Origin of the sequence: Kumtagia ephedrae, assembly GCF_003012745.1 — a bacterium.
Lineage (GTDB): Bacteria > Pseudomonadota > Alphaproteobacteria > Rhizobiales > Rhizobiaceae > Kumtagia > Kumtagia ephedrae.
The window spans coordinates 1-22,784 of sequence record NZ_PXYK01000016.1 but is presented as its reverse complement, the minus strand read 5'-3'; the positions used below and the strand labels follow the sequence as shown (position 1 = coordinate 22,784).

General features: G+C 67.1%; 18 protein-coding genes. 6 read left to right on the top strand and 12 right to left on the bottom strand.

What is annotated here, in order from left to right; all coding sequences use genetic code 11:
* Window positions 1-36: 36 nt before the first annotated feature.
* Window positions 37-843, bottom strand: coding sequence for an exodeoxyribonuclease III (xth, locus tag C7I84_RS16800; RefSeq protein WP_106773373.1), 807 nt, complete (start codon window positions 841-843; stop codon window positions 37-39).
* 160 nt (window positions 844-1,003) lie between these two features.
* On the opposite strand from xth, the gene C7I84_RS16795 reads away from it, so the two are divergent.
* The 3 genes from C7I84_RS16795 (at window position 1,004) to C7I84_RS16785 (ending at window position 2,294) form a co-directional block, all read left to right on the top strand.
* Entirely contained in the window at window positions 1,004-1,642 is a 639-nt protein-coding gene (locus C7I84_RS16795; protein WP_106773372.1) for a class I SAM-dependent DNA methyltransferase, read from the top strand.
* A gap of 90 nt (window positions 1,643-1,732) precedes the next feature.
* On the top strand, window positions 1,733-2,002 hold the full coding sequence (locus C7I84_RS16790) for a BrnT family toxin (RefSeq protein WP_106773371.1): 270 nt from the start codon (window positions 1,733-1,735) through the stop codon (window positions 2,000-2,002).
* A complete protein-coding gene (locus tag C7I84_RS16785) occupies window positions 1,986-2,294 on the top strand; it encodes a BrnA antitoxin family protein (protein ID WP_106773370.1) in 309 nt (102 codons plus the stop codon). Before C7I84_RS16790 ends, C7I84_RS16785 begins: the two co-directional genes overlap by 17 nt.
* Window positions 2,295-2,414: 120 nt before the next feature.
* Here the strand turns inward: C7I84_RS16785 and C7I84_RS16780 are convergent, their stop codons facing one another.
* The 5 genes from C7I84_RS16780 to C7I84_RS16760 form a co-directional block, all read right to left on the bottom strand.
* The gene (locus C7I84_RS16780; protein ID WP_106773369.1) at window positions 2,415-3,260 is read right to left on the bottom strand and encodes a hypothetical protein; all 846 of its coding nucleotides are present in this window, start codon (window positions 3,258-3,260) and stop codon (window positions 2,415-2,417) included.
* 492 nt (window positions 3,261-3,752) lie between these two features.
* A complete protein-coding gene (locus tag C7I84_RS16775; protein ID WP_106773368.1) occupies window positions 3,753-6,938 on the bottom strand; it encodes an efflux RND transporter permease subunit in 3,186 nt (1,061 codons plus the stop codon).
* Window positions 6,935-8,107, bottom strand: a complete 1,173-nt coding sequence (locus C7I84_RS16770; RefSeq protein WP_106773475.1) for an efflux RND transporter periplasmic adaptor subunit — start codon at window positions 8,105-8,107, stop codon at window positions 6,935-6,937. The genes C7I84_RS16775 and C7I84_RS16770 overlap by 4 nt, the downstream gene beginning before the upstream one ends.
* A gap of 330 nt (window positions 8,108-8,437) precedes the next feature.
* The gene (locus C7I84_RS30875; RefSeq protein ID WP_106773367.1) at window positions 8,438-10,264 is read right to left on the bottom strand and encodes a calcium-binding protein; all 1,827 of its coding nucleotides are present in this window, start codon (window positions 10,262-10,264) and stop codon (window positions 8,438-8,440) included.
* Window positions 10,265-10,570: 306 nt separating this feature from the next.
* Window positions 10,571-11,704 carry a helix-turn-helix transcriptional regulator gene (locus C7I84_RS16760; RefSeq protein ID WP_106773366.1) on the bottom strand — a complete coding sequence of 378 codons (1,134 nt, stop codon included), beginning with the start codon at window positions 11,702-11,704 and terminating at the stop codon, window positions 10,571-10,573.
* Between the two features lie 267 nt (window positions 11,705-11,971).
* Between C7I84_RS16760 and C7I84_RS16755 the strand changes: the two genes are divergently transcribed.
* Both C7I84_RS16755 and serA read left to right on the top strand, forming a co-directional pair.
* Window positions 11,972-13,147: a phosphoserine transaminase gene (locus tag C7I84_RS16755; RefSeq protein WP_106773474.1), complete on the top strand. Its 1,176-nt coding sequence runs from the start codon at window positions 11,972-11,974 to the stop codon at window positions 13,145-13,147.
* 173 nt (window positions 13,148-13,320) lie between these two features.
* Complete coding sequence (serA, locus tag C7I84_RS16750; RefSeq protein ID WP_106773365.1) at window positions 13,321-14,919, top strand: phosphoglycerate dehydrogenase; 1,599 nt, start codon at window positions 13,321-13,323, stop codon at window positions 14,917-14,919.
* 128 nt (window positions 14,920-15,047) lie between these two features.
* On the opposite strand, the gene C7I84_RS16745 is transcribed toward serA, so the two are convergent.
* Together C7I84_RS16745 and C7I84_RS16740 are read right to left on the bottom strand one after the other, a co-directional pair.
* Window positions 15,048-15,713: a DUF1236 domain-containing protein gene (locus C7I84_RS16745; RefSeq protein WP_106773364.1), complete on the bottom strand. Its 666-nt coding sequence runs from the start codon at window positions 15,711-15,713 to the stop codon at window positions 15,048-15,050.
* 181 nt (window positions 15,714-15,894) lie between these two features.
* Window positions 15,895-17,133, bottom strand: a complete 1,239-nt coding sequence (locus C7I84_RS16740; protein ID WP_106773363.1) for a flavin monoamine oxidase family protein — start codon at window positions 17,131-17,133, stop codon at window positions 15,895-15,897.
* Window positions 17,134-17,290: 157 nt separating this feature from the next.
* On the opposite strand from C7I84_RS16740, the gene C7I84_RS16735 reads away from it, so the two are divergent.
* Complete coding sequence (locus tag C7I84_RS16735; protein ID WP_106773362.1) at window positions 17,291-18,100, top strand: lytic murein transglycosylase; 810 nt, start codon at window positions 17,291-17,293, stop codon at window positions 18,098-18,100.
* Window positions 18,101-18,316: 216 nt separating this feature from the next.
* Here the strand turns inward: C7I84_RS16735 and C7I84_RS16730 are convergent, their stop codons facing one another.
* The 4 genes from C7I84_RS16730 to C7I84_RS16715 form a co-directional block, all read right to left on the bottom strand.
* Window positions 18,317-19,168: an SDR family NAD(P)-dependent oxidoreductase gene (locus C7I84_RS16730; protein ID WP_106773361.1), complete on the bottom strand. Its 852-nt coding sequence runs from the start codon at window positions 19,166-19,168 to the stop codon at window positions 18,317-18,319.
* Between the two features lie 786 nt (window positions 19,169-19,954).
* Window positions 19,955-20,785 (bottom strand): 3-methyl-2-oxobutanoate hydroxymethyltransferase, encoded by an 831-nt coding sequence (locus C7I84_RS16725; protein ID WP_106773360.1) that lies wholly within the window; start codon window positions 20,783-20,785, stop codon window positions 19,955-19,957.
* Window positions 20,786-20,797: 12 nt separating this feature from the next.
* Window positions 20,798-21,256: a D-ribose pyranase gene (gene rbsD, locus C7I84_RS16720; RefSeq protein ID WP_106773359.1), complete on the bottom strand. Its 459-nt coding sequence runs from the start codon at window positions 21,254-21,256 to the stop codon at window positions 20,798-20,800.
* On the bottom strand, window positions 21,253-22,203 hold the full coding sequence (locus C7I84_RS16715) for a ribokinase (RefSeq protein ID WP_106773358.1): 951 nt from the start codon (window positions 22,201-22,203) through the stop codon (window positions 21,253-21,255). Before C7I84_RS16715 ends, rbsD begins: the two co-directional genes overlap by 4 nt.
* Window positions 22,204-22,784: the final 581 nt, after the last annotated feature.

The window sequence follows — 22,784 nt, the reverse complement described above, 5'->3', positions numbered from 1 at the left end:
CGCCGCTCATCCGGGCGCCGCCCCGCGTCCGTCGGATCAGCCGATGTCGAAGCGGGCGATCACCGGCACATGGTCGGACGGCTTTTCCCAGCCGCGGGCGTCGCGCAGGATGTCGTAACCGGAAAACACCGGCAGCAGGTTTTCGGACGACCAGATGTGGTCCAGCCGCCGCCCGCGGCCCGACGCCTCCCAGTCGCGCGCGCGGTAGCTCCACCAGGTGTAGAGCTTCTGCTCGTAAGGGACATTGTGGCGCATCAGGTCGACCCAGCTGCCGGCCTTACGCATGGCCTCGAAGCTCTCCGTCTCCACCGGCGTGTGGCTGACGACGTTGAGCAGCTGCTTGTGCGACCAGACGTCATGCTCGAGCGGCGCGATGTTGAGGTCGCCGACCAGGATGGAGGCGGAGTTGGCGTCGTGCTCGGCGCGCACCGCGTTCATCTCGGCGACGAAGTCGAGCTTGTGCCTGAACTTCCAGTTGATCTCGGGATCGGGCTCGTCGCCCCCGGCCGGCACGTAGAAATTGTGCAGCAGCACCGACTTGTCGCCGACCGGAACCCGCACGGAAATATGCCGGCAATCGTCCTTGTCGCAGAAGCGCCGCCGCTCGACCACCTCGATCGGCCGCCGCGCCACGATGGCGACGCCGTGATAGCCCTTCTGGCCGCTGATCGCGAGGTGACGATAGCCGATCTTGCGGAAGGCGGCGGAGGGGAACTGGTCGTCCACGCACTTGGTCTCCTGCAGGCAGAGCACATCGGGTGCGTTCTCCACGAGGAAGCGCTCGACGATCGGCATGCGCAGGCGGACGGAATTGATGTTCCAGGTGGCGACGGAAAGAGGCATTGCGGTATCCGGTTGGAGGCGGCGCGGAAACTGGCAGCGGCGGCGGCGAATGGCAAGGCTTTGCTGGCGGCGGCGGTGATTTCACAAGGGGCAACTTCCGGTGCGGGTTGCGGCGGCATGCCGCCGATGCCAACCTCCGGTCGCCAACGGAGGAAACGCGATGTCGATCGAAGACCAGGCCAACGCAGCCCTCGACATGGTCTATTCGGCCAAAACGCCGGAGGAGCTGTCGAAGGCCTATGCCGCCTGGGCGGCGAGCTATGACGGCGAGACCGCCGCGCTCGGCTACTGCCTGCCCTTCCTGATCGCCAGCTGGGTGGCACGTCATGTGCCGGCGGGCGAAGGGCCGCTGCTCGACGCCGGCTGCGGCACCGGCCTGTCCGGACCCTGCCTCAAGGCGCTGGGTTACGGCGATCTCGGCGGCCTCGACCTGTCGCAGGACATGCTCGCCATCGCCGGCTCGCGCGGCGCCTATGGCGATCTCAGGCAGGCGGCGCTGGGCGGGCCGCTGCCCTGGCCGGACGGTCACTTCCGCGCCTTCTTCTCGACCGGCGTCTTTACCATCGGCCATGCGCCGGCTTCCGGCCTGCACGAGCTGGTGCGGATCACGCGCGAGGGCGGCCACGCCATCTTCACCGTCCGCGACCAGGTGTTCGAGGCCGGCGGCTTCCAGAATGTCTTCGACAAGCTGGAGCGGCAGGGCCGCTGGCGACCGGTCGAGCAGAGCCCGTGGTTCCGCGCCTATGCCATCGCCGACCCGGAGGCGCTGGTGAAGACCTTCGTGTTCGAGGTGGTGTGAGCCTCACGCTCAGGCGACCTACCCTTTTTGCATATACAAAAACATTGACGATCGTCTTTTTTGCATATACAGAAACTCGGGTAGCGGCTGATGAAATTTGAGTGGGACGAGGAGAAATATGAAACGAACAAGGCCAAGCACGGTATTGTTTTCGATCTCATCCACGACTTCGACATCCTCACCGCTCTGGTCGTGGAGGATGATCGTTTCGACTACGGCGAGACACGGCTGGTCGGCATCGGACTGATCCATACGCGGATCATGGTTGTCGTCTACACCGAGCGCGGGGATGTCGTCCGGGTCATTTCGTTGCGCAAGGCCAACCGGAAGGAAATCAGGTTCTATGTGGAAAACCTCTAGACAGGCAACCGCGGCGCAGAAGACGGAGGCCAGGCGCCGGGCGCGGGCCGCGCTCGAATCCATGACCGACGAAGAGAACGCGGCGATCACCGCCGCCGCGCTGGCCGATCCCGACGCGCAGCCGGTCGACGAGCTATTTGCCCGCAACAAGGGGGGACGACCGCGCAAGGACGTCGTCAAGAAGCAGATCGCCTTGCGGCTCGATCCGGAGGTGATCGAGCGGTTCAAGGCCGACGGGCCGGGCTGGCAATCGCGCATGAGCGAGATCTTGCGCAAGGCAGTCGGCCTCTAAGCAGGTTTGCCGGCTTCGCCAAGCGAAACGGCATTGCCGGACAGCACCTATCGCCGCTAGGCCGCGAAAAAATCCGCGCCGGCCGTTTATGCTTCGCTTCTCGGGCCGACCGAGGTGCCGTCACGACGTGTCGGGGCGCTGCAAAGCGTCGAAGGCGAGCCCGTGCAGTTCGTTCAGCACCTCGTGCACCGGGTGGTCGGGTTTTCGCCGCCAGCCCGGCGGCCGGCCGGGCTTCAGCGGCCGTAGCCGCTGGAGCCGGCGCGTGCCGCCGGCTTTTCCGTCTTGCGTACCGGCGTCGATGCCTCTCTCCTGGGCGAAGGCGGCGTCGCGACGGGCCCGCCAGCGGGCGAAACGTCTTGCCTGGGCCGGCAGATCGTCGAGTGCGGCGGCCAGCGCCCGCAGGCGTTGGGCCAGCCGCGTCGCGTCGACCGGATCGTCGGGCGACGGCGGGGGCGGTATGCGGAACGGCACGCTGTAGCCGGGAAAGGAGATACGCGGCACGCTTCTGGGGACCCACCAGGCGCGGCCGTTCCACGGCCGGGGCATCCGCAGCGGATCGAGCAGGGGCAGCGCCGCGACACGCCGGGCGAGGTTTTGCGGCGGCAGCGGCATGCCGGGGCGGCCGGCCTTGCGCGGGATCGCGGGTTTCGGCTCGCGCGGGCGCGGCGTCGGCAGGGCGACCACCAGGCCGCGCGCGGCCACGACGATCAGCCGCCGCACCGCCGCCTCGGCCGGATACAGCAGCTTGAGCACGGCGCGGTGGAGATGGCGCGGCAGGGTAAGCGCCGGCGTAAGTGCCGGGGACAGTCTGCTTTTTTCGGCCCGCGCGACTTCTGGACTGCCGCGGCCTTTCTGCCGAAAGAAAGGAAACTGTCCCCCATCACCCAGCCCGGCCATGGCGACGAGCATGGCGAGGATGCGCTTCAGCGCCTCGCGATTCCTGTCGATCGCCACAGTCCAGTTCATCGCCGCTTCCTTTCCAGCACGGGCGGCGAAAGTATCGCTCCGCTCGGCAGGGCGGGGATAAAACCGCGAAAATAATCCTGACGGATGCTGACAGTTAGCGCTCGTGGCGCAGAGGGATCGCGTAGGCAAACGGCGATGAATTTCGCTGTTTCGTACCCCCACCCCTAACCCCTCCCCACAAGGGGGAGGGGGACTTTGCGGCCGCCATGCCGCGCGAAACCGTTGATGATTGGCGACTGGCGGAGATGCCAGCTTGTCCCCCTCCCCCTTGTGGGGAGGGGCTAGGGGTGGGGGTAGGTTCACATGCGATTGCCCTGCCACAAGGGGGAAGGGTGGGGTGTCCATCAAGCGATTCTTCGCGCCCGGACGATCGCGTCGGCCGCGACGCATGACGCCGATTGCATCGGCCGGGCCATCCGTTGGCCAGGCCGATGCAAACCTGCTTGGCGCCGCATGCACCCCGGCGGCAGGCCCGGCTCTGCCCTCCAGAGCCTACTCCGCCGCCGCCGGCGAAGGCGCGTCGTGGCTCGCTTCGGCCGGCGGGCGATACGGAACCAGCCGGCGCAGCGTGACGTAGAACACCGGCGTCAGGAACAGGCCGACGATGGTGACGCCGAGCATGCCAGAGAACACGGCCGTGCCCAGCGACTGCCGCATCTCCGCCCCCGGACCCGTCGCGATCACCAGCGGCACCACGCCGAGGATGAAGGCGAAGGCGGTCATCAGGATCGGCCGCAGCCTGAGCCGCGCCGCCTCGACGGCGGCGTCGACCGGGTTGGCGCCCTGCTCCTGGCCCTGGCGGGCGAACTCGACGATCAGGATCGCGTTCTTCGCCGCCAGTCCGATCAGCACGATCAAGCCGATCTGCACCAGGATGTTGTTGTCGAGCCCCCGGAACGCCACGCCGAGCAGCGCCGCCAGCACGCCGAGCGGCACGATCAGCACGATGGCGAAGGGCATGACCCAGCTTTCGTACTGCGCCGCCAGCGCCAGGAAGACGAACAGCACCGACAGCCCGAAGATGAAGATGGCGGTGTTGCCGGTCTGGCGTTCCTGCAGCGCGATCTCGGTCCATTCGAAGGCCGTACCCTGCGGCAGCAGCTCCCTGGCGACCGTCTCCATGCTGTCGAGCGCCGTGCCCGTGGAAACGCCGGGCGCGGCGTTGCCCTGCAGCGGCACCGAGACATACATGTTGTAGCGCTGCACCAGCGACGGACCGGTGACGTCGCGGATCTCGACCAGAGTGCCCAGCGGCACCAGGGCGCCGGCGGCTGAGCGCACCTTGAGCTTGAGGATGTCGTCGCGGTCGAGGCGGAAGGCCTGGTCGGCCTGCGCCCGCACCTGGTAGACCCGGCCGAAGGCATTGAAGTCGTTCACATAGGCGGTGCCCAGATTGATGGACAGCGTCTCGAAGATGTTGGGGATCGGCACGTTGAGCATGCGTGCCTTGTCCCTGTCGATCTCCAGGTAGAACTGCGGGCTGGACGTGGAGAAGGTGGTGAACACACCCGCCAATCCCGGTGTCTGGTTGGCCTTGGCGGCGACCTCCTGGGTGAGCGCCAGGATCGGCCGCATGTCGGCGCTGTTGCGCTCCTGGATCATCATCTTGAAGCCGCCGGAATTGCCGATGCCGCGCACCGGCGGCGGCGGCAGGGCGATGATGAAGGCCTCCTGGATGCTCTGCAGGCTGCCGAACAGCGTGCCGATGATCCGGTCCTGCGACAGGCCGGCCTCGAGCCTGTGCTCGAAGCTCTCGAACGGCGCGAAGATCACGCCGGCATTGCTGGCATTGGTGAAGGTGGCGCCGGAGAAACCGGCGAAGGCAACCGCGTTGGCGACGCCGGGCGTGTTGCGGATGATGTCCGACGCCCTCTGGATGACGGCGTCGGTGCGGCCGAGCGAGGCGCCTTCCGGCAGTTGCACCACCACGATCGCGTAGCCCTGGTCCATGGTCGGGATGAAGCCGCGCGGCACCGTCTGCAGCATGTGGAAGGTGGCGTAGAGCAGGCCGGCGAAGATGGCGAGCATGACCAGCAGCATCGCCGTCGAGCCGACCAGGAAGCGTACCAGCCGCGCATAGCCGTGGGCCATGGCGTCGAAGCCGCGGTTGAAGCCGTCGGCCAGCGTGCGGCCGAACCGCGCCAGGAAGAAGCGCGGTTCGTGGCCGCCGTGATGCGGCTTGAACAGCACGCCCGCCAGCGCCGGCGACAGCGTCAGCGAGTTGAACGCCGAGATCGCGGTGGAGACCGCGATGGTGATGGCGAACTGAAGGTAGAACTGGCCGGAGATGCCGGGGATGAAGGCCGTCGGCACGAACACGGCGATCAGCACCAGCGAGATCGCCAGCACGGCGGTGCCGACCTCGTCCATCGTCTTGTGCGCCGCCGCTTTCGGCGACAGCCCGAGCGCGATGTTGCGCTCGACATTCTCCACCACCACGATGGCGTCGTCGACGACGATGCCGACCGCCAGCACCAGCCCGAACAGCGTGAGCATGTTGAGCGAGAAGCCGAAGGCGAGCAGCACCGCCAGCGTGCCGATCAACGACACCGGGATGGCCACGATCGGCACGAGCGCCATTCGCCACGACTGCAGGAAGACGATGATGACGATCACCACCAGCAGGATCGCCTCGACGATGGTCTTGTAGACCTCGTTGATGGACTCGGCGATGAACTCGGTCGGGTTGTAGATGATGTCGTAGGCGAGCCCCTGCGGGAAGTCGGCGGAAAGCCTGTGGATCGTCGACTGGATTTCCTCCGCCGCGGCCAGCGCGTTTGTGCCGGGGCGCTGGAAGATGCCCAGCGCCACCGCCGGCTTGCCATTGAGATAGGAGTTGGTGACGTAGTCCCGGGCACCCAGCTCGATGCGGGCGAGGTCCTCCAGCTTGATCAGCCGTCCATCCTCGGTCGACTTGACGATGACGTAGCGGAAGTCGCGCGCGTCGTCGAAGCGTCCCTGCGTGGTGACCGTGTACTGGAAGGCGGAGTTGTCGCCGATGGGCGGCGCGCCGATCGAGCCGCCGGAAACCTGCACGTTCTGCTCGCGCAGCGCTTCGACGACGTCGCCGGCGGTCATGCCGTAGGCCGACAGCTTTTCCGGATCGAGCCAGATGCGCAGCGAATACTCGCGCTCGCCGAAGATGATGACGTCGCCGACGCCGTCCAGCCTGAGCAGCACGTCGCGGACGCGGGTGCGCGCATAGTTGGAGACGTAGAGCTGGTCGTAGGTATCGTCGGGCGACAGCATGTGCACGACCATCATCAGGTCGGGCGAACTCTTCGCCGTGGTGACGCCGAGGCGCCGCACCTCCTCGGGCAGACGCGGCTCGGCGACCGACACCCGATTCTGCACCAGCACCTGCGCCTGGTCGAGGTCGGTGCCCAGCCGGAAGGTGATGGTGAGCGACATCGAGCCGTCGCCGGAGGAGTAGGACGACATGTAGAGCATGTGCTCGACGCCGTTGATCTCCTGCTCGATGGGCGTCGCCACGGTGGCGGCGATCGTCTCGGCGTCGGCGCCCGGATAGGAGGCGCGCACCACGATCGTCGGCGGCGCGATCTCCGGATATTGCGCGACCGGAAGCTGCGTGTAGGCGATGCCGCCGACAAGCACGAGCACGATCGAAAGGACCGCCGCGAAGATCGGGCGGTCGACAAAGAAATGTGCGAACCTCATTGCGACGGCTCTTCGGTCTCGGTGGCCTTGGGCGGCAGGGTGGTCATCTCGGGCTTGACGGTCACGCCGGGCCTGACCCGCATCAGGCCGTTGACGACGACGGTTTCGTCGCCGCTGAGGCCCTCGCGGATGACGCGGTAGCCGTCGATGCGCGGGCCGGTGCGCACCGGCTTCATCGAGACCTTGCCGGCATCGTCGACGACGTAGACGACACGGCGGTTCTGGTCGGCGCCGACCGCCTCGTCGGGAAGCAGCACGCCAGGGTGCGGCAGGGAGCCGGGCACGTTGATGCGCCCGAACATGCCTGGCTGCAGGACGCCGTCCTTGTTGTCGAAGCGGGCGCGCACCCGCATCGTGCCGGTGCCCTGGTCCATGCGGTTCTCGGCGAAGTCGAGCTTGCCGTTGAACGCTTTCTCGTTGCGGTCGGCGAGGTGGACGACGACGTCGATTCCGCCGCCGCCTTCCTGCATCGAGCCGCCGCGCGTGCGGGCGTCGCGCGCATAGGCGAAGTAGGAGCGCTCGTCGATGTCGAAGTAGAAGTCGATCGGATCAGTGGCGACGATGGTGGTCAGCAAGGTGGAGTCCGGCTGGATGAGGTTGCCCTGCGAGATCAGCCGGCGGCCGATGCGGCCGGCGAGCGGCGCCCTGATCTCGGTGAATTCGAGGTCGAGGCTGGCGGTGCGCAGGGAAGCCTGCGCGCCCTGGTTCTGCGCCTGCGCCGCCAGGAACTCGCGGCGCCGGTCGTCGAGCGTGGACACCGACAGATTGCCGGACTTGGCCAGTTGCTCGGCCCGCTCGAGCTGCATTCTGGAAAAGTCGAGCAGGCTGGTGCTGGAATCGACCTGCGATTTCGCCGCGTCGTAGGCGGCCTGGTAAGGCCGCTGGTCGATGGTGAACAGCAGGTCGCCCGCTTTCACGATCGCGCCGTCGCGGAAGTGCACCTCCTGCAGGTAGCCGGCGACGCGAGCGCGCACCGCGACCTCGTCCACGGCTTCGAAGCGGCCGACGAACTGGTCGTCCTCGACGATGTCGCGGGTGATCGGCTTGGCGACGGTGACGGTCGGCGCCTGCTGTTCCTGCGCCGACGCCGTCGACGGCGCCGCGCCCAGCAGCGCCGCAAGCAGGCCCGCGGTCAGGAAGCCGAGGCCCCCTCCGCCCGGCCAGGTCATGCGAAAACACGATGTGCCGGCGGCATATTCCATTGGAGGCCCTCTCGCGGAATTCCGGGTCCAGTCCGGAGTATCTTACAATCGATTTATGCAGAGGGCGAGCGTCGTTCAAGCTCTGCTGCGATGCAACATCCTGTCAGCTCCTGACATCCGTTGCACCGGAACAGGGCACGGGCGCGATCCTGCGGACCGATGGGACGGTCGGAGGCGAGGCCGCGGGCGAGGCGGGGGATTCGGGTAACAAGTGATTTTGTACAAGGGGTTAGGGGGCGATCTCCGCCCAAGCCAGCGGACGGCCGGAGGCCGCCCGCCGGGACTCAGGTCCGCCGCTCAGATCACGGTAAAATCGGCGCTGGTTATCGACGGCGCTCCTGTCAGCGTGGCGAAATGGATCGCGGCCCCGGCGCCGTTCCCGTCCGCGTCGTAGAACAGCTTTCCCGTATCGGTCTCGTAGATGATCCGGTCGGTGGCGTCGCCGGCGAGCCCGGTCGTGTTGGCACGGAACGCGGTGGCGGCCAGGGTCCCGGTGGTGGCCAGCGCCAGGAAGACGCCGTTCTCGAGCTGGACGACATCATCCGCGGCGCTGAAGTCGGTGATCGTGTCGACATTGCTGGCGCCGAGCGTGGTGGCGATGCGGAAGGAATCGGCGCCGGCACCTCCGGTCAGCTTGTCGCTGCCGAGACCGCCGTTGATGATGTTGTTGCCGGAGTTGCCGATGAGCGTGTCGGCATGGCTGGAGCCCAGCAGATATTCGATCGACGAGTAGGTGTCGCCGGCGGCGGCCCCCTTGTTGGCCGCCGGGCTGGCGAGGCTCGCCGTCACCCCGGCGCTGGCCCCGGCATAGGAGGCGGTGTCGCCGCCGGTGCCGCCGATCAGCGCATCGGCGCCGTTGCCGCCGTTGAGCGTGTCGTTGCCGACGCCGCCCTCCAGCCGGTCGTTGCCGTTGGCGCCGCTCAGCGAATTGTTGCCGCCATTGCCGATGATGGTGTTGTTCAGCGCGTTGCCGGTGCCGTTGATCGCGGCCGTGCCGGTGAGCGTCAGGTTCTCGACGTCGCCGAACACCCGTGCGGTGTTGGCCAGGCTGAAGGTGATCGACGACTGCACGGTGTCGATGCCCCACGCGAAATCGGCATTCGGATTCTCGTCGACGAGATCGCCGGAATTGTCGACGACATAGGTGTCGTCGCCTCCGCCGCCGCGCATGTCGTCGGCGCCGGCCTTGCCGTCCAGCACGTCCTTGCCGTCGAGGCCCCGGAGGCGGTTCGCGCCGCTGCTGCCGATCAGGACATCGTCGGTCCAGGTTCCCCGGGCCCTCTCGATGCTGACCAGCGTGTCCTGCTTGCCGAAGCCGTCGATGGCCGTCCCGTCAGTCAGGTTGACCGTGACGCCGTCCAAGCCGCCCCATCGCGAGTCACGGTCGTAACGCACCTCGTCGACGCCGCCCTTTCCGTCGATCTTGTCGCGCCCGCCCAGTCCGAAGAGCTGTTCATCGGAGGACGAACCGTTCAGCACGTCGGCGAATTGTGTGCCGCGATAGGATTCGAAATTCTTGAAGGTTTCGTTGTTGCCCCAGGAATCAACCACCGTGCCCGCCTGAACATTGAGGGAGATTCCGCGAAGGGCAGTGGGGTCGTATTCATCGAATGCCAGGACATCAAAGTCGGCGCCGCCATCGTATGTGTCTATGCCGGCCCCGCCGCGAATGAAATCGTCTCCGCCGCCGCCCTTCAGCGTGTCGTTGCCGCCATGTCCATACAGATCGTCACTGCCGGCCGATCCATTGATGGTGTCGTTGCCGCTCATCAGCCATTGATTCATTGCCCACGGATCGGTTTCAAAGGCTTGGGCGGCGTCATTGACGTCGATGAGTGGCCGGTTGAGGCCAGTGATGGCCTGCAGCACCGTCGTGCCGTCGCTCAGGAAAAGCTGCAACCCGGTCACCGTGCCTCCAGTCGGATCGTTGCCGCTGAAGCTGAAGCCGGTGCCGTTTATCCGCAGCACCAAGCCATTCTCCAACTGGAACACGATCCGCGTGGCAGTCGGCGTGCCGACAAGCGTCGCCCCTTCGAGATCGATCAACTCGCCAAGCGACGGGTTGTAGTCGACAAATTCCGGCAGGTATGTCCCGCCCGGAAAAGACATCGTCACGGTTGCCATTTCTCTACTCCGCCCGTTGATCCCCAACGCAATAAAAGATGTGTATGCGTTCAGAAGGAGATGGTAAAGAATTTCCTAAGAATCCGAGAGACCGTTTTCAAACTTGGTTTATTTGGCCTACGGAAAAGTCTTGCGCGGCAAGAATTCCTCGTCATCCCCCAAATGGGGGTTGAGTAACCGCCGCATGCTTGACCTTATTGGCGGTGCGATGTGCGTCCTCACCGACGCGATCAGCGTGAGCCGACGGCAGTCACAGCCCCAGGGCCTCGGGGGTGGGGATATTGCCGTCGGCTGCTTTTCCGCTTGTCAGGACAAGCGCGAAAGCAGCAGCATAAGCTGGCCTTGCCGGGACGTCCCCGTCTTCTGCTGGATCGATTTCAGCCGGGTCCTGGCGGTCTCCAGCGCGATTCCCAGACGGTCGGCCGCCTCCGAGACCGAGTCGCCCTGGAACAGCCGGTTGCAGAAGGCGATTTCGGCCGGGGTGAGATGGAAGGTCGCCGCGAGCGCCGAGAAATCGCCGGACGCCCGCGACGCGGCGCCAAGATCGGTGACCAGCACCAGGACCATGCGGCGCGGCGAAAACAGCGAGGCCAGGCCGGCGTCCGGAGGTGCCGGCAAGGCAGCCATCGCCACCTGCCACGCGCCTTCGGCATCGCGGAACGACAGCCGGGCGCCGTCCGCCGGAACGCCCCGTACCAGTGCCGACAGCATTGCGCCGAACCGTTCGTCGGCCTCCTTGGCCGCGAGATGGCAGCGTCCCGACCGCACGACCACAGCCCGCCCCGCGGTGAAGAGCCTGGCGGCCTCCGTGTTGGCGTCGCGCAAGCGGCGCTCGCCGTCGATGACGAAGGCCGCGCCACGCCCGCGTTCCACCAGCGCCGCGCTGGCCGCGGCACCCTCGGCGCTCGAGCGCAGGCGCCCCGCGATCTCGACCGTGCGCTGCAGATTGCCGCGCACCCGCCGCAGCACCTCGGCGACGGCGGCGTTGTAGTTGTCCGCCAGCGCGAGCGGATAATGGATCATGAACAGGGCCGATTGGCCGTTGCCGCCGTCGATCTTGACCGCCGCCGCCGCATCGACATCCTGCGGCGCCAGCCAGTCGTTGTAGAATTCGCTCCTTGAGAACAGGCGCGCCGGCGACACCTCCTCGGACAGGTTGACCGTGCCGCTCGGCACCCTTGTCCAGTGCGACTCGTTCCACGGGTTGATGAAGGTGTAGTGCTCGACGAACGTCCGCAGGAAATCGGGATCGATGTTGTGGGCGGTGAGGAATCCAACGCGGCCGTCGGTAAGACCGATACTGTGAAGCGAGGAGAAGGAACCGGGAAAGGCCTGCGCGAACAGCTTCGGGACCTCGTTCCAAGGGCCGGACCCGAGCGAGGCCGCGTCGATGGCGCCCGCCATCCTGGCGGCAAGCAGGGAAACGCCATCGTGATCCATCGTCGCCGGGCCGATGCCCCTCCCACCCCGGATACGCCGCCCCCTCGGCAGGGGCCGGCTTCCGGCAGTCGAGCGTCCGGCCCCAAGCAATACTGCAGGTTTTGCTTGGATTTGGCAATTGTCGGGCCGCCGGCGCAAGTAATCGTCGCGCGCCCTTTTCTGTCCCCGATGCGACATCCCCTCTTGCGCGCCGCCCCCGCTTCCGCTAATGCCGCGAGTGGGCCACCCCTCCCCAACGAGGGGCTTGCTATCTGGAAGGGTAGAATGATGACGACGATCTCCAAGCCGGACGTGCGTCCGGCAAATCCCAATTTTTCCTCTGGTCCCTGCGCGAAACGCCCCGGCTGGTCGGTCGAGGCGCTGAAGAAGGCCGCGCTGGGCCGCTCCCACCGCGCCAAGATCGGCAAGGCCAAGCTGGAACAGGCGATCGCGCTGACGCGCGAGGTGCTCGAGGTTCCGGCCGACTACCGCATCGGCATCGTGCCGGCCTCCGACACCGGCGCCGTCGAGATGGCGCTGTGGTCGCTGCTGGGCGCCCGCGGCGTCGACATGCTCGCCTGGGAAAGCTTTGGCGCCGGCTGGGTGACCGACGTGGTCAAGCAGCTCAAGCTGAAGGATGCGCGGGTTTTCGAGGCGCCCTATGGCGCGCTGCCCGATCTTGCGAAGGTCGATTTCGACCGCGACGTGGTGTTCACCTGGAACGGCACGACCTCCGGCGTGCGCGTTGCCGACGCCGGCTTCATCCCGGCCGATCGCAAGGGCCTGACCATCTGCGACGCGACCTCCGCCGCCTTCGCCCAGCACCTGGATTTTGCCAGGCTCGACGTGGTCACCTTCTCCTGGCAGAAGGTGCTTGGCGGCGAGGGCGGGCATGGCGTGCTCATCCTGTCGCCGCGCGCCGTCGAGCGGCTAGAGACCTACAAGCCTGACTGGCCGCTGCCGAAAATCTTCCGCCTAACGTCGGCCGGCAAGCTGATCGAAGGCATCTTCAAGGGCGAGACCATCAACACGCCGTCCATGCTGTGCGTCGAGGATTATCTGGACGCGCTGGAATGGGCGAAGTCGGTCGGCGGCCTCGATGGCCTGATCGCCCGCGCCGACGCCAATGCCGCCGTGCTGGCCGACTGGGTCGCAAGCAATCCGGCGATCGACTTCCTCGCCGGCGATCCGGCGACACGCTCCAACACCTCGGTTTGCCTGCGCTTCGTCGATCCGGCGGTCGCCGCCCTCGACGACGCCGGCCAGCAGGCCTTCGTGAAGGCCTTAACGGCCGCGCTCGAGGCGGAAAAGGTCGCCTACGACATCGCCAGCTACCGCGACGCCCCGCCCGGCCTGCGCATCTGGTGCGGCGCCACCGTCGAGACGGACGACCTGCGCAAGCTGACGCCCTGGCTCGACTGGGCGTTCGCACAGCAGAAGGCGGCGCTCAAGGCCGCGGCCTGATCTCCCTCCCCCTCGAGGGGAGGGTGGCCGCGAAGCGGCCGGGTGGGGTCACCTCCACCTCGCCGACCTCCTGAAACAAGCAGGCCGAGCACGGCCGCACTCACCCCACCCGGTCGCTGCGCGACCACCCTCCCCTCAAGGGGGAGGGAAGCCAATCGCAGAGGATCACGCCCATGCCCCGCGTTCTCGTTTCCGACAAACTCTCCCCCACCGCCGTGCAGATCTTCAAGGATCGTGGCGTCGAGGTCGACTACCTGCCGGATCTGGGCAAGGACAAGGATGCCTTGCTCGCCAGGATCGGCGACTATGACGGCCTCGCCATCCGCTCCGCGACAAAGGTCACCGAAAAGCTGATCGCCGCCGCGACCAATCTGAAAGTCATCGGCCGCGCCGGCATCGGCGTCGACAATGTCGACATCCCCGCCGCCTCGCGCCGCGGCATCATCGTCATGAACACGCCGTTCGGCAACTCCATCACCACCGCCGAGCACGCCGTCGCGCTGATGTTCGCGCTGGCCCGCCAGATCCCGGAGGCCAACGCCTCGACCCATGCCGGCAAGTGGGAGAAGAACCGCTTCATGGGCGTCGAGATCACCAGCAAGACGCTCGGCGTCATCGGTTGCGGCAACATCGGCTCGATCGTGGCGACGCGCGGCGTCGGCCTGAAGATGCATGTCGTCGCCTATGACCCCTTCCTCTCCGAGGAACGGGCCGAGGAGCTCGGGGTCGCGAAGGTCGAGCTGAACGAGCTGTTCGCACGTGCCGACTTCATCACGCTGCACACGCCGCTCACCGACAAGACCCGCAACATCATCGACGCGGCGGCGATCTCAAAAATGAAGGACGGCGTGCGCATCATCAATTGCGCCCGCGGCGGCCTGGTGGTCGAGAAGGACCTGATCGCCGCGCTGAAGAGCGGCAAGGTGGCGGGAGCCGGCATCGACGTGTTCGAGACCGAGCCGGCGACCGAGAACGAGCTGTTCGGCATGGAGAATGTCGTCACCACGCCGCATCTCGGCGCGTCTACGACCGAGGCGCAGGAGAACGTCGCCCTGCAGATCGCCGAGCAGATGGCGGACTACCTGATCAAGGGCGCGGTCTCCAACGCCATCAACATGCCGTCGATCACGGCGGAGGAAGCGCCGCGGCTGAAGCCGTTCGTCAAGCTCGCCGAGGTGCTCGGCGCCTTCGTCGGCCAGGTGACGGAGGAGCCGATCAAGTCGGTCGAAATCCTGTTCGACGGTTCGACCACGACCATGAACACCCGCGCCCTCATCAGCGCGGCACTTGCCGGCCTGATCCGGCCGCAGGTCTCGGACGTCAACATGGTGTCGGCGCCGATCATGGTGAAGGAGCGCGGCATCATCGTCGCCGAGGTCAAGCGCGACAAGTCGGGCGTGTTCGACGGCTACATCAAGCTCACCGTCACCACCGAGAAGCAGACCCGCTCCATCGCCGGCACCTGCTTTTCCGACCACAAGCCGCGCTTCATCCAGATCAAGGGCATCAATCTCGATGCCGAGGTCGGCCAGCACATGCTCTACACGACCAATCCGGATGCCCCCGGCATCATCGGACTGCTCGGCACCATCTGCGGCAGGAACGAGGTCAACATAGCCAACTTCCAACTCGGCCGCGACCGGCCGGGCGGCAATGCGATCGCGCTGCTCTATCTCGACACGCCCTTCCCGGAGAACGTGCTGGCGGAGCTGCGCGCCCACAAGCTGATCGATTCGGCCAAGCCGCTGCATTTCGACGTCAACGGCGGGTGAAGGGAGCGGCTGCGCCTACGCTGTAGCGGAATGCCTGGTATGTCGATGAGATAGCGCCGGACCCGCGGGCCCGGCGCTATCAGTCCGTTCTTGCCCGGGCCGGGGCCCCGGCTTTCGGGCTGCGTGCCTCAGCGCATCACGTAGACGATGCGGTTGGTGCCGGGCTCCACCAACACTTCCTGCCCGTTCACGTTGACGTAGCGATAGTCGTAGTCCGGTATCTCGCGGACCGTTACCGTCTCGGGCAGCCGCGCGCCGACGACGACCTCGCCGTCGAGATAGACGGGATCGAGGCGGTTGCTGGTCACGTAGGTGCGCACCCGATCCGGCGGCTCGGCCGCTTCGCCGGCCGTTCCGCCGATCGCCGCGCCGCCGACGCCGCCCACCAGCGCACCGACCGGGCCGCCGATGATGGCGCCGCCGATGGCACCCGTGGCGCCGCCGACGATCGCGCCCGCCGAACCGGTGTCGGGTGCTTCGACGATCGCCACCTCGGCGTTTGCCGGGCGCTGGCTCAACACGACGGTTTCGCCGCCGAAATCGCCGGCCAGATAGTCCGAATAGACCCAGCCTTGTCCGCCGGCTTCGGCGATCGAGCACCATTTGCCGCTCTTCAGGCAGCCCTGCAGGGTCGCCGACTGGCCGGCGGCAAGCACGCCGACGACGGGATAGTTGGAACCGGGACCGGCGCGGACGTTGAGTTCGGTCGTCGCCTGGACGGAGGTCTGCGCGAAGGCCGCTCCACCGAACGCCAGCATCGTGCCGGCCGCGGCAAGTGTCACGAGCTTCTTCATGATGAATTCTCCACGTTTGATGTTCCCTCGGCGCACCAACGGGGTAGGAATGTCATGGTTCCGGGCCGCGACTCTCCGGCAATAACGATTTGTTACTGCTGATGTACATTCCCCGGCACGCTTGCAACCTGCAGTAGCCGGGATGCGCTGCCGCAGCCGCCCGGTGCCGGGACTGCTTCGCTCAGGCCGCGGCAAGGCGTGCCGCGACCTGCCGCGCCACCGCCTCGCCCGACAACCTGGCGCCGCCGCAGGTCTGGATCAGCGGCCCGGCAAGATGCTCGCCGGCGAAGAACACGCGGTCGGCCACCGGCTCCATCAGAGTGCGCCGCGCCGCCGCCCTGCCCGGCAGCGCAGCCGCATAGGCGCCGCGCACGAAGCGCTCGCCGCCCCAGTTGGTCATCATCGCCCGGCCCACATGGTTCCTGACGTCCGAGCCGAAGATGTCGCACAGGCGGTCTGTCGCGAAGTCGACGCCCGCCGCCTCGCCGGCGGCCGACATCTCCCAGGCGAAGTCGCCGCCGACGAAGCCGACCATCAGATCGGTGTCGAAGGGAAAGCACAGGAAATAGACGTCGTGCCGCGCCTGCCGCTCGATCAGCAGGTCTTCGAAGGGCGAAAGGCCGAGCCGCGTACCCCTGATCTCGACCGGCAGCTTGGTCAGCATCCCCATGGGCAGATCGAAGAACGCCTCGACATGGGCGGCGGGCAGCTCGGGGATGAACACGATCTCCTCGAAGGCCAGCACCGCAGGCGAGGTCGTCACGATCACGGCGCGCGCCCGCAAAGTGCCGCGATCGGTGGCGCAGGCGACGCCCGGCCCGTCCCACGCGATCCGGCGCACCGGCGTCGAGAGCTCCACCGGAACATCGGCACCGAAGCGTGCCACCAGCGCACCGAATCCCTCGCGGCTGACGTAGTTCGGATCGAGGTCGGCGGCGGCGCGAAAGTCCTCGATCGAGGTCTCGTCGAAATCCTTGCCGAAATCGAGCGGCCCGGCGAAAGTCGCGGCGGCGCGCGCCGCGTGGCCGGAGGCGAGCAGGGACGAGACCCGGTCGTCGCCGCCGGACCAGTTTTCCATCAGCCCGGCGAGCTGCCGGTCGGCCAGCGACATTTCCGCCTCGTGGGTTTGCGAGGCCTTGTTCCGGCCGAAATAGAGATGGTCGACATCCATCTGGTGATGGTGCAGGGTCCAGCCCGCCGCCTCGGCCTCGGCGAAATACGGGTTGCGGTCGGCCGCGTGCAGCCAGGCGCAGCCGATGTCGAAGGGAATGCCGAAATGTTGATCGGACGTGAAGGCGCGGCCGCCGATGCGATCCATCGCCTCAAGAACCTTGAAGGTCAATCCGGCGGAGCGCAGAACTTTCGCGGCCGCCAGCCCGGATGAACCGGCGCCGACGACGATGACATCGATATCTTCCATGGCCCTAGACCACCCCTTGCCACGCCATATACTTGATCGTAGGGAAATTCCCCGAGACTGACCAGCGGCCGGGGGGATTCGCGGTCGTATCTGCGGTGACAGGGCGGCTGTTTGCTGGCAATGTCCCGCGACGTATTCAGGCAACCAGGAGATGAGGATGGCATTCACTGCCAAAACACTAACCCTCGCGATCGCCGCCTCAGCCATGCTCGGCCTTTCGGCCGTCGCGGCCGAGGCCGCCCGATGCGGCAAGAGCGCCGCCGGCTTCGAGGCGTGGAAGGCGGAATTCGCGCGGGAGGCCGCCGCCAACGGCGTCGGACAACGCGGTCTGGCTGCGCTTGCGGGCACGCGCTATTCCACCAAGACGATCGGCGTCGACAGGGCGGTCAGGAAGGCCTTCAGCGGATCGGTCGACTCCTTCATGAAGCGGCGGGGCGGCGCGGCCATCATCTCGAAGGGCCGCTCGCTGAAGAAGCAGAACGCGGCGCTGTTCGCCTCGATCGAGAAGCGCTACGGCGTTCCGGCCGGCCCGCTGCTGGCGATCTGGGGCATGGAGACCGGCTTCGGCGCCGCCATGGGCAACCAGAACACGGTGTCGGCGGTGGCGACGCTCGCCTATGACTGCCGCCGCCCGGAATTCTTCACCAACCACCTCTACGGCGCGCTCAAGCTGGTGGATCGCGGCGGCCTCTCCGCCGGCTCGGTCGGCGCCGCCCATGGCGAGATCGGCCACACGCAGTTCCTGCCCGCCAATGTCCTGAAATACGGCGTCGACGGCAATGGCGACGGACGCGTCGATCTCAGGAACAAGGCCGATGCGCTGGCCTCGACGGCCAACTTCCTGCGCGGCCATGGCTATGGCGGCGGGCCGGCCAGCGCCAATCGCGGCGCGATCGCCGGATGGAACGCCGCCTCGGTCTACCAGCAGGCCATCATCATCATGGCCGACGCCATCGACGGCGGCTGATCCCGGCCCTGCCCTGCAGGGCAATCGCATAGGGGGGCCGTTACCCCCACCCCTAACCCCTCCCCTCAAGGGGGAGGGGGACTCTGCGGTGATGCCCAGCGAAATCGTCACCGATTCATGTCTGGCACAACAACGGCAAGATCCCCCTCCCCCTTGAGGGGAGGGGTCAGGGGTGGGGGTAGCTCCCTCCCCGGGAGGGAGCCAGGCCGCCGCCGATCAGCGCTTTGCCGCGAATTCGGCGAAGGCATCGGCGAAATCGGGATGCCAGCGCGACAGCGGCGGGCGGTTCTCGACGATGTCGCCGGCGGCCCACAGGATGCGGCGCTCGTCGAGCGAGCGCGGCACGTCGTTGTCGGGACACAGGATGTAGAAGTCGCCGCGCTCCAGGCTTTCCAGCATGAAGTCGACCGTCTGCTGCGGCGTCCAGGCGCCGGCGGGTTTTTCGGTGCGGCCGTTGGCGGTGAGCGCCGTATAGACGAAGCCCGGGATAAGCAGGTGCGCGCTGACCTGGCCGCCGGCCGTGTTGCGCAATTCGTGCTGCAGCGCCTCGGTGAAGGTTTTCACGCCGGATTTGGAGACGTTGTAGGCCGGATCCCCGGGCGGCGTGGTGATGCCCTGTTTCGAGCCGGTGTTGATGATCAGAGCCGGTTTTCCGCGCGCGATCATGGCCGGCGCGAACACCCGGCTGCCGTGGATGACGCCCCATAGGTTGACGGCAAGCACGCGCTCCCAGTTGTCCAGCGGGCCGAACAGGGCGCTGCCCGGCTGGATGCCGGCGTTGTTCATCAAAACGTCGGTGCCGCCGAACGCCCGCGCCACCGTCTTCTCCAGCGCCACCAGGTCGTCGGGCTTGCTGACATCCGTCTCGACCGCCATGACGTGATCGGTGCCGCCGGTCGCGGCGAGGATGACCTGGGCTCGCGCATCGGCCAAACGTTTGGCGCCGATGTCGGCGATGCAGACCTTCATGCCGAGCCCGGCGAACGTCTTCGCCGCGGCGAGCCCGATGCCGGAGGCGGCGCCGGTGACGACGGCGACCGCGCCTGGAACGAGAGCGGGGTGGGGCATGCGGGGCTCCTTGCGAATTGCGGGTTCGTGGCGATGTTTTTGCACCTGTCGCCCGGCGGAAACAACAGGCATGCGGCAGCCAAGCCCCATCCTCGCCACGCTGCCTTTCAGCCCTGGCCATTGAAGAGGTCGGAAAGACAGGCGGCCGCAGGCTCGCTCATCTAAATTTTAATGCGACCCCAACGGCCGCCCATCCGGTGCTTCTTCGCCGCTTCATTTCCGGGTCATGGGATCGTACTCGCTACTCCGACTTAAGCGACGCCGGCGATATCCCGCTCATGACGGCTCCTCAGGCCATACCGGAGCCCCGTCCCGCTCATTCTTCGGGATCGTTAGAAACTCTGAAGCAGCGCCGGCTCTCGCGGCCACGTTAGCCGCTACCTTCCGGACACCGATCCCTCCCCGCAAACCACCGTCATGATCGGCGTTCCCGCAGAAGGGACTGTCGGCAAGGATAAGGGAGGCGGAGAGGGCGGGGATAAAAATCGGCGGAAAACCATGACGCGCGGCTTTTCGGCAGATGCCGTAAAATTGCAAGCCATTGGAATGATTTGCATTTCGGCAGGCGGCGCTTCCAACCACTCGACGGTGGCAAGAAAAGCTATCCCCTGTTCTGCCGAAATCGCATTCGGAGTTCTGGACCGCCGGAGCGCTTCGCCTATGGTTGGTCCGTTACTTCTCGCCCGCTCAATCGCCCAGAGTGCCGGGGACAGTTCACTTTTTCCGCCAGAGCCAGCCTTGAAGCGGCACCGCTTTTCTGCGGAAAGAAGGTAAACTGTCCCTGCGCTACAGCTTCGAGCCGTCCAGGGCAGCCCGGAACCTGTCCAGCTCGTCATCGGCGATCCGCGCCGTCTCGGCCTCGCCGGGATAGCCGCCAGAAACCACGTCGGCGCGGAAGCCGGAGAGAGCGCGCACCCGCTCGTCGCGGACTTGTCTGTGCAGCGAGGCGAGGTCGCCCCAGGCGCGGGCGTGGCGCGGCAGGCGTTTGGCCTCGCCGCAGATGTCGGAGGTGAAGAGGAAGATCACGTCGGCGTCGCGGCCGGAGCCGAGCGACACGGTGACGAGGCCGGTGCGGCGGTTGATCTCGGCCATCACGGCGGCCGGGATGACCTCGCATTCGACGGCGAAGGCGCCGGCGTCCTCGAGCCGGCGGAAGCGGTCGAACAGCTCCAGCGCCTCGTCCGCCGTCTTGCCGACGGCGCGCACGCCGCCGACCCAGGTCGATTTCCTGGGTACGAAGCCGAGATGGCCCATGACCGGGATCTGCTCGGCCGACAGCATCTTCACCGTGTCCCAGCCGCGCCCGGTGACGACGGCGTCGGCGCCGGCGACGATCGCCGAAAAGGCGGTGCGCAGCACTTCGTCGGCAGTGACGGCGTCGGCAAAGCCGAGCGCCGCCGTGACGAAGACCTTTTTCGAGCCCTCGCGCACCTTCGGCACGTTGACGGCGCGGCACACCACCATCTCGATGCCGGCGGCTTCCGCCGCGGCCGCCTCGTCGGCGGTTTCCGCCGTCACCTGCGCGGCATGGCGACCGCTGCCCTTCAGGGCGCGCAGGCCGGCGACGGTGGTGCTGCGCTCGACCTCACGGCCGCCGAAATCGAAGATGCGGGGCATATGGGACGCCGCTCACTTCATCTTCTTCGCATAATAGTCCGGCGCGACCACGCCGGGCTTGGAAAACCATTTCGGCACGTCGACGCCGGAATAGAGCAGGATGTTGCCCCAGGGATCGAAGGCGCCGGTACGCACGATCACCTTGGCCTTGGCCGCCATCTCGCCCAGAATGGTCTCGTGGCTGATCGGCGCGTGCTCGGCGTCGGCGAACAGGCGCTTCACCTTCTCCAGCAGCGGCGCGTTATGGACGGGCAGCGTGTCTGCGTAGGACACTTTTTCGGCGATGAAATTCTCGGCGATCGGCGTCAGCACCGTCTCCAGGTCCGGCACGTCGGGCGTGATGGCGAGGTCGATGCGCCAGGCGCTCGACGGGATCGGAAAGCCGGCGTCGCAGACGATCATCAGGTCGCCATGGCCCATCGAGGCGACGGCGTGCGCGAGTTCGGCGTTGAGCAGTCGGTTGCGGTTCACGGCTTGTCCTTCCACACGGTTTGCAGGGCTTCACTGTACATGGCGTCGGCGCTGGCGCGGTCGGGCAGGCCTGGGATGACGCCGAGCCTGGTGCAGGCGATGGCGCCGCACACCACGCCGAAGCGCACGGCCTCGACGATGCCGCGGCCTTCCGCCAGCGCCACGGCGAAACCCGAGTTGAAGGCGTCGCCGGCTCCGGTGGTGTCGGTCACCTCGACCGGCACGGCCGGCACCATGACGTCGAGCTCGTCGGTGAGGATCAGCGCGCCGGCCCGCCCGAGCGTGACCACGACGTTGCGGACGCCGCGGCGGCGCAGCTCGCCGGCCAGCTCGCGCGACGAGCGCGGATCGTCGGCGGGCAGGCCGAGCAGGATGCGCAGCTCGCTCTCGTTCGGCGTGAGATAGTCGACCGAGGCGAAGATCGCGTCCGGCAGGGCGCGCGCCGGCGCCGGGTTGAGGATGGTCTTCGCGCCATGCCTGCGGCCGAGGTCCATGGCGCGCGCGGCGGCGGGGATGGGAATTTCGAGCACCGTCATCACCACGTCGCTTTCGGCGATGCGGGACTCGGCCGCATCGACAGCGCCGGCATCCAGCAGCTCGTTCGCCCCCATGTCGAGGATGATGAAGTTCTCGCCCTTGTCGTTGAGGATGATGAAGCCGACGCCGGTGGCGCGCTCGCTGCGCCCCGTGACGAAGCGCGTGTCGACGCCCTCGGCGGCGTAGAGGTCGGTGGCGATGCCGGCCAGCTTGTCGGTGCCGATATGGGCGACGAGCCCGGACGAGGCGCCCAGCCGCGCGGTGCCGACGGCCTGGTTGGAGCCCTTGCCGCCCGGGCCCATGTCGAAATCGGTGCCGAGCATGGTCTCGCCGAAGATCGGCAGCTTCGGCGCCCGCATGGTCAGCCCGACCGCGAAGCTGCCGACGATGGTGATGTTGGGTTTCGTCATTGCAATGTGCCCGTGTGGTCGGAGCCGTTGAGGGGGTGCGCGCCCCCTCCACCGCCGGAGCCTGTCCTTGGGCCGGCCTTCGGCCGGACCCGGGGGGCGATCCCCCTCCACCGTAAGCGGGCAGGGCAATCGCATATGGAGCTACCCCCACCCCTAACCCCTTCCCTCAAGGGGGAGGGGGATATTGCCGCTGTTGCGCCAGACATGAATCGGTGACGATTTCGCTCGGCGTGGCGGCCGCAACGTCTCCCTCCCCCTTGAGGGGAGGGGTCAGGGGTGGGGGTAGCCGGCCGGGCGACGCTTCCAGAACTTCCATATGCGATCGCCCTGCGTAAACGGGGGAGGATCGATGCCGCAGCCGGCTGAAAACTTGGTTCCTCCCCTATGAAGCGGGGAAGGGGGATCGCCCCCCGGGTCCGGCCGAAGGCCGGCCCAAGGACAGGCTCCGGCGGTGGAGGGGGCGTCCGTTCCGATCTCACGACGCCATCGCCCTTGCCAGGATCGCTTCCTCGCTGACGCCGGCGCCGCTGAGCTCGCCGGTGATGCGCCCCGCCCGCAGCACCAGCACGCGCTCGGCATTC

Bases quoted from the DNA above. Each gene is read 5' to 3' on its own strand.
- C7I84_RS16725 (WP_106773360.1), bottom strand. From the start codon at position 20,785: ATGCCCCGCATCTTCGATTTCGGCGGCCGTGAGGTCGAGCGCAGCACC.
- C7I84_RS16745 (WP_106773364.1), bottom strand. From the start codon at position 15,713: ATGAAGAAGCTCGTGACACTTGCCGCGGCCGGCACGATGCTGGCGTTC.
- C7I84_RS16790 (WP_106773371.1), top strand. From the start codon at position 1,733: ATGAAATTTGAGTGGGACGAGGAGAAATATGAAACGAACAAGGCCAAG.
- C7I84_RS16760 (WP_106773366.1), bottom strand. From the start codon at position 11,704: ATGGATCACGATGGCGTTTCCCTGCTTGCCGCCAGGATGGCGGGCGCC.
- C7I84_RS16785 (WP_106773370.1), top strand. From the start codon at position 1,986: ATGTGGAAAACCTCTAGACAGGCAACCGCGGCGCAGAAGACGGAGGCC.
- C7I84_RS16755 (WP_106773474.1), top strand. From the start codon at position 11,972: ATGACGACGATCTCCAAGCCGGACGTGCGTCCGGCAAATCCCAATTTT.
- C7I84_RS16740 (WP_106773363.1), bottom strand. From the start codon at position 17,133: ATGGAAGATATCGATGTCATCGTCGTCGGCGCCGGTTCATCCGGGCTG.
- serA (WP_106773365.1), top strand. From the start codon at position 13,321: ATGCCCCGCGTTCTCGTTTCCGACAAACTCTCCCCCACCGCCGTGCAG.
- xth (WP_106773373.1), bottom strand. From the start codon at position 843: ATGCCTCTTTCCGTCGCCACCTGGAACATCAATTCCGTCCGCCTGCGC.
- C7I84_RS16735 (WP_106773362.1), top strand. From the start codon at position 17,291: ATGGCATTCACTGCCAAAACACTAACCCTCGCGATCGCCGCCTCAGCC.
- C7I84_RS16715 (WP_106773358.1), bottom strand. From the start codon at position 22,203: ATGACGAAACCCAACATCACCATCGTCGGCAGCTTCGCGGTCGGGCTG.
- C7I84_RS16795 (WP_106773372.1), top strand. From the start codon at position 1,004: ATGTCGATCGAAGACCAGGCCAACGCAGCCCTCGACATGGTCTATTCG.
- C7I84_RS16770 (WP_106773475.1), bottom strand. From the start codon at position 8,107: ATGACCTGGCCGGGCGGAGGGGGCCTCGGCTTCCTGACCGCGGGCCTG.
- C7I84_RS16730 (WP_106773361.1), bottom strand. From the start codon at position 19,168: ATGCCCCACCCCGCTCTCGTTCCAGGCGCGGTCGCCGTCGTCACCGGC.
- C7I84_RS30875 (WP_106773367.1), bottom strand. From the start codon at position 10,264: ATGGCAACCGTGACGATGTCTTTTCCGGGCGGGACATACCTGCCGGAA.
- C7I84_RS16780 (WP_106773369.1), bottom strand. From the start codon at position 3,260: ATGAACTGGACTGTGGCGATCGACAGGAATCGCGAGGCGCTGAAGCGC.
- C7I84_RS16775 (WP_106773368.1), bottom strand. From the start codon at position 6,938: ATGAGGTTCGCACATTTCTTTGTCGACCGCCCGATCTTCGCGGCGGTC.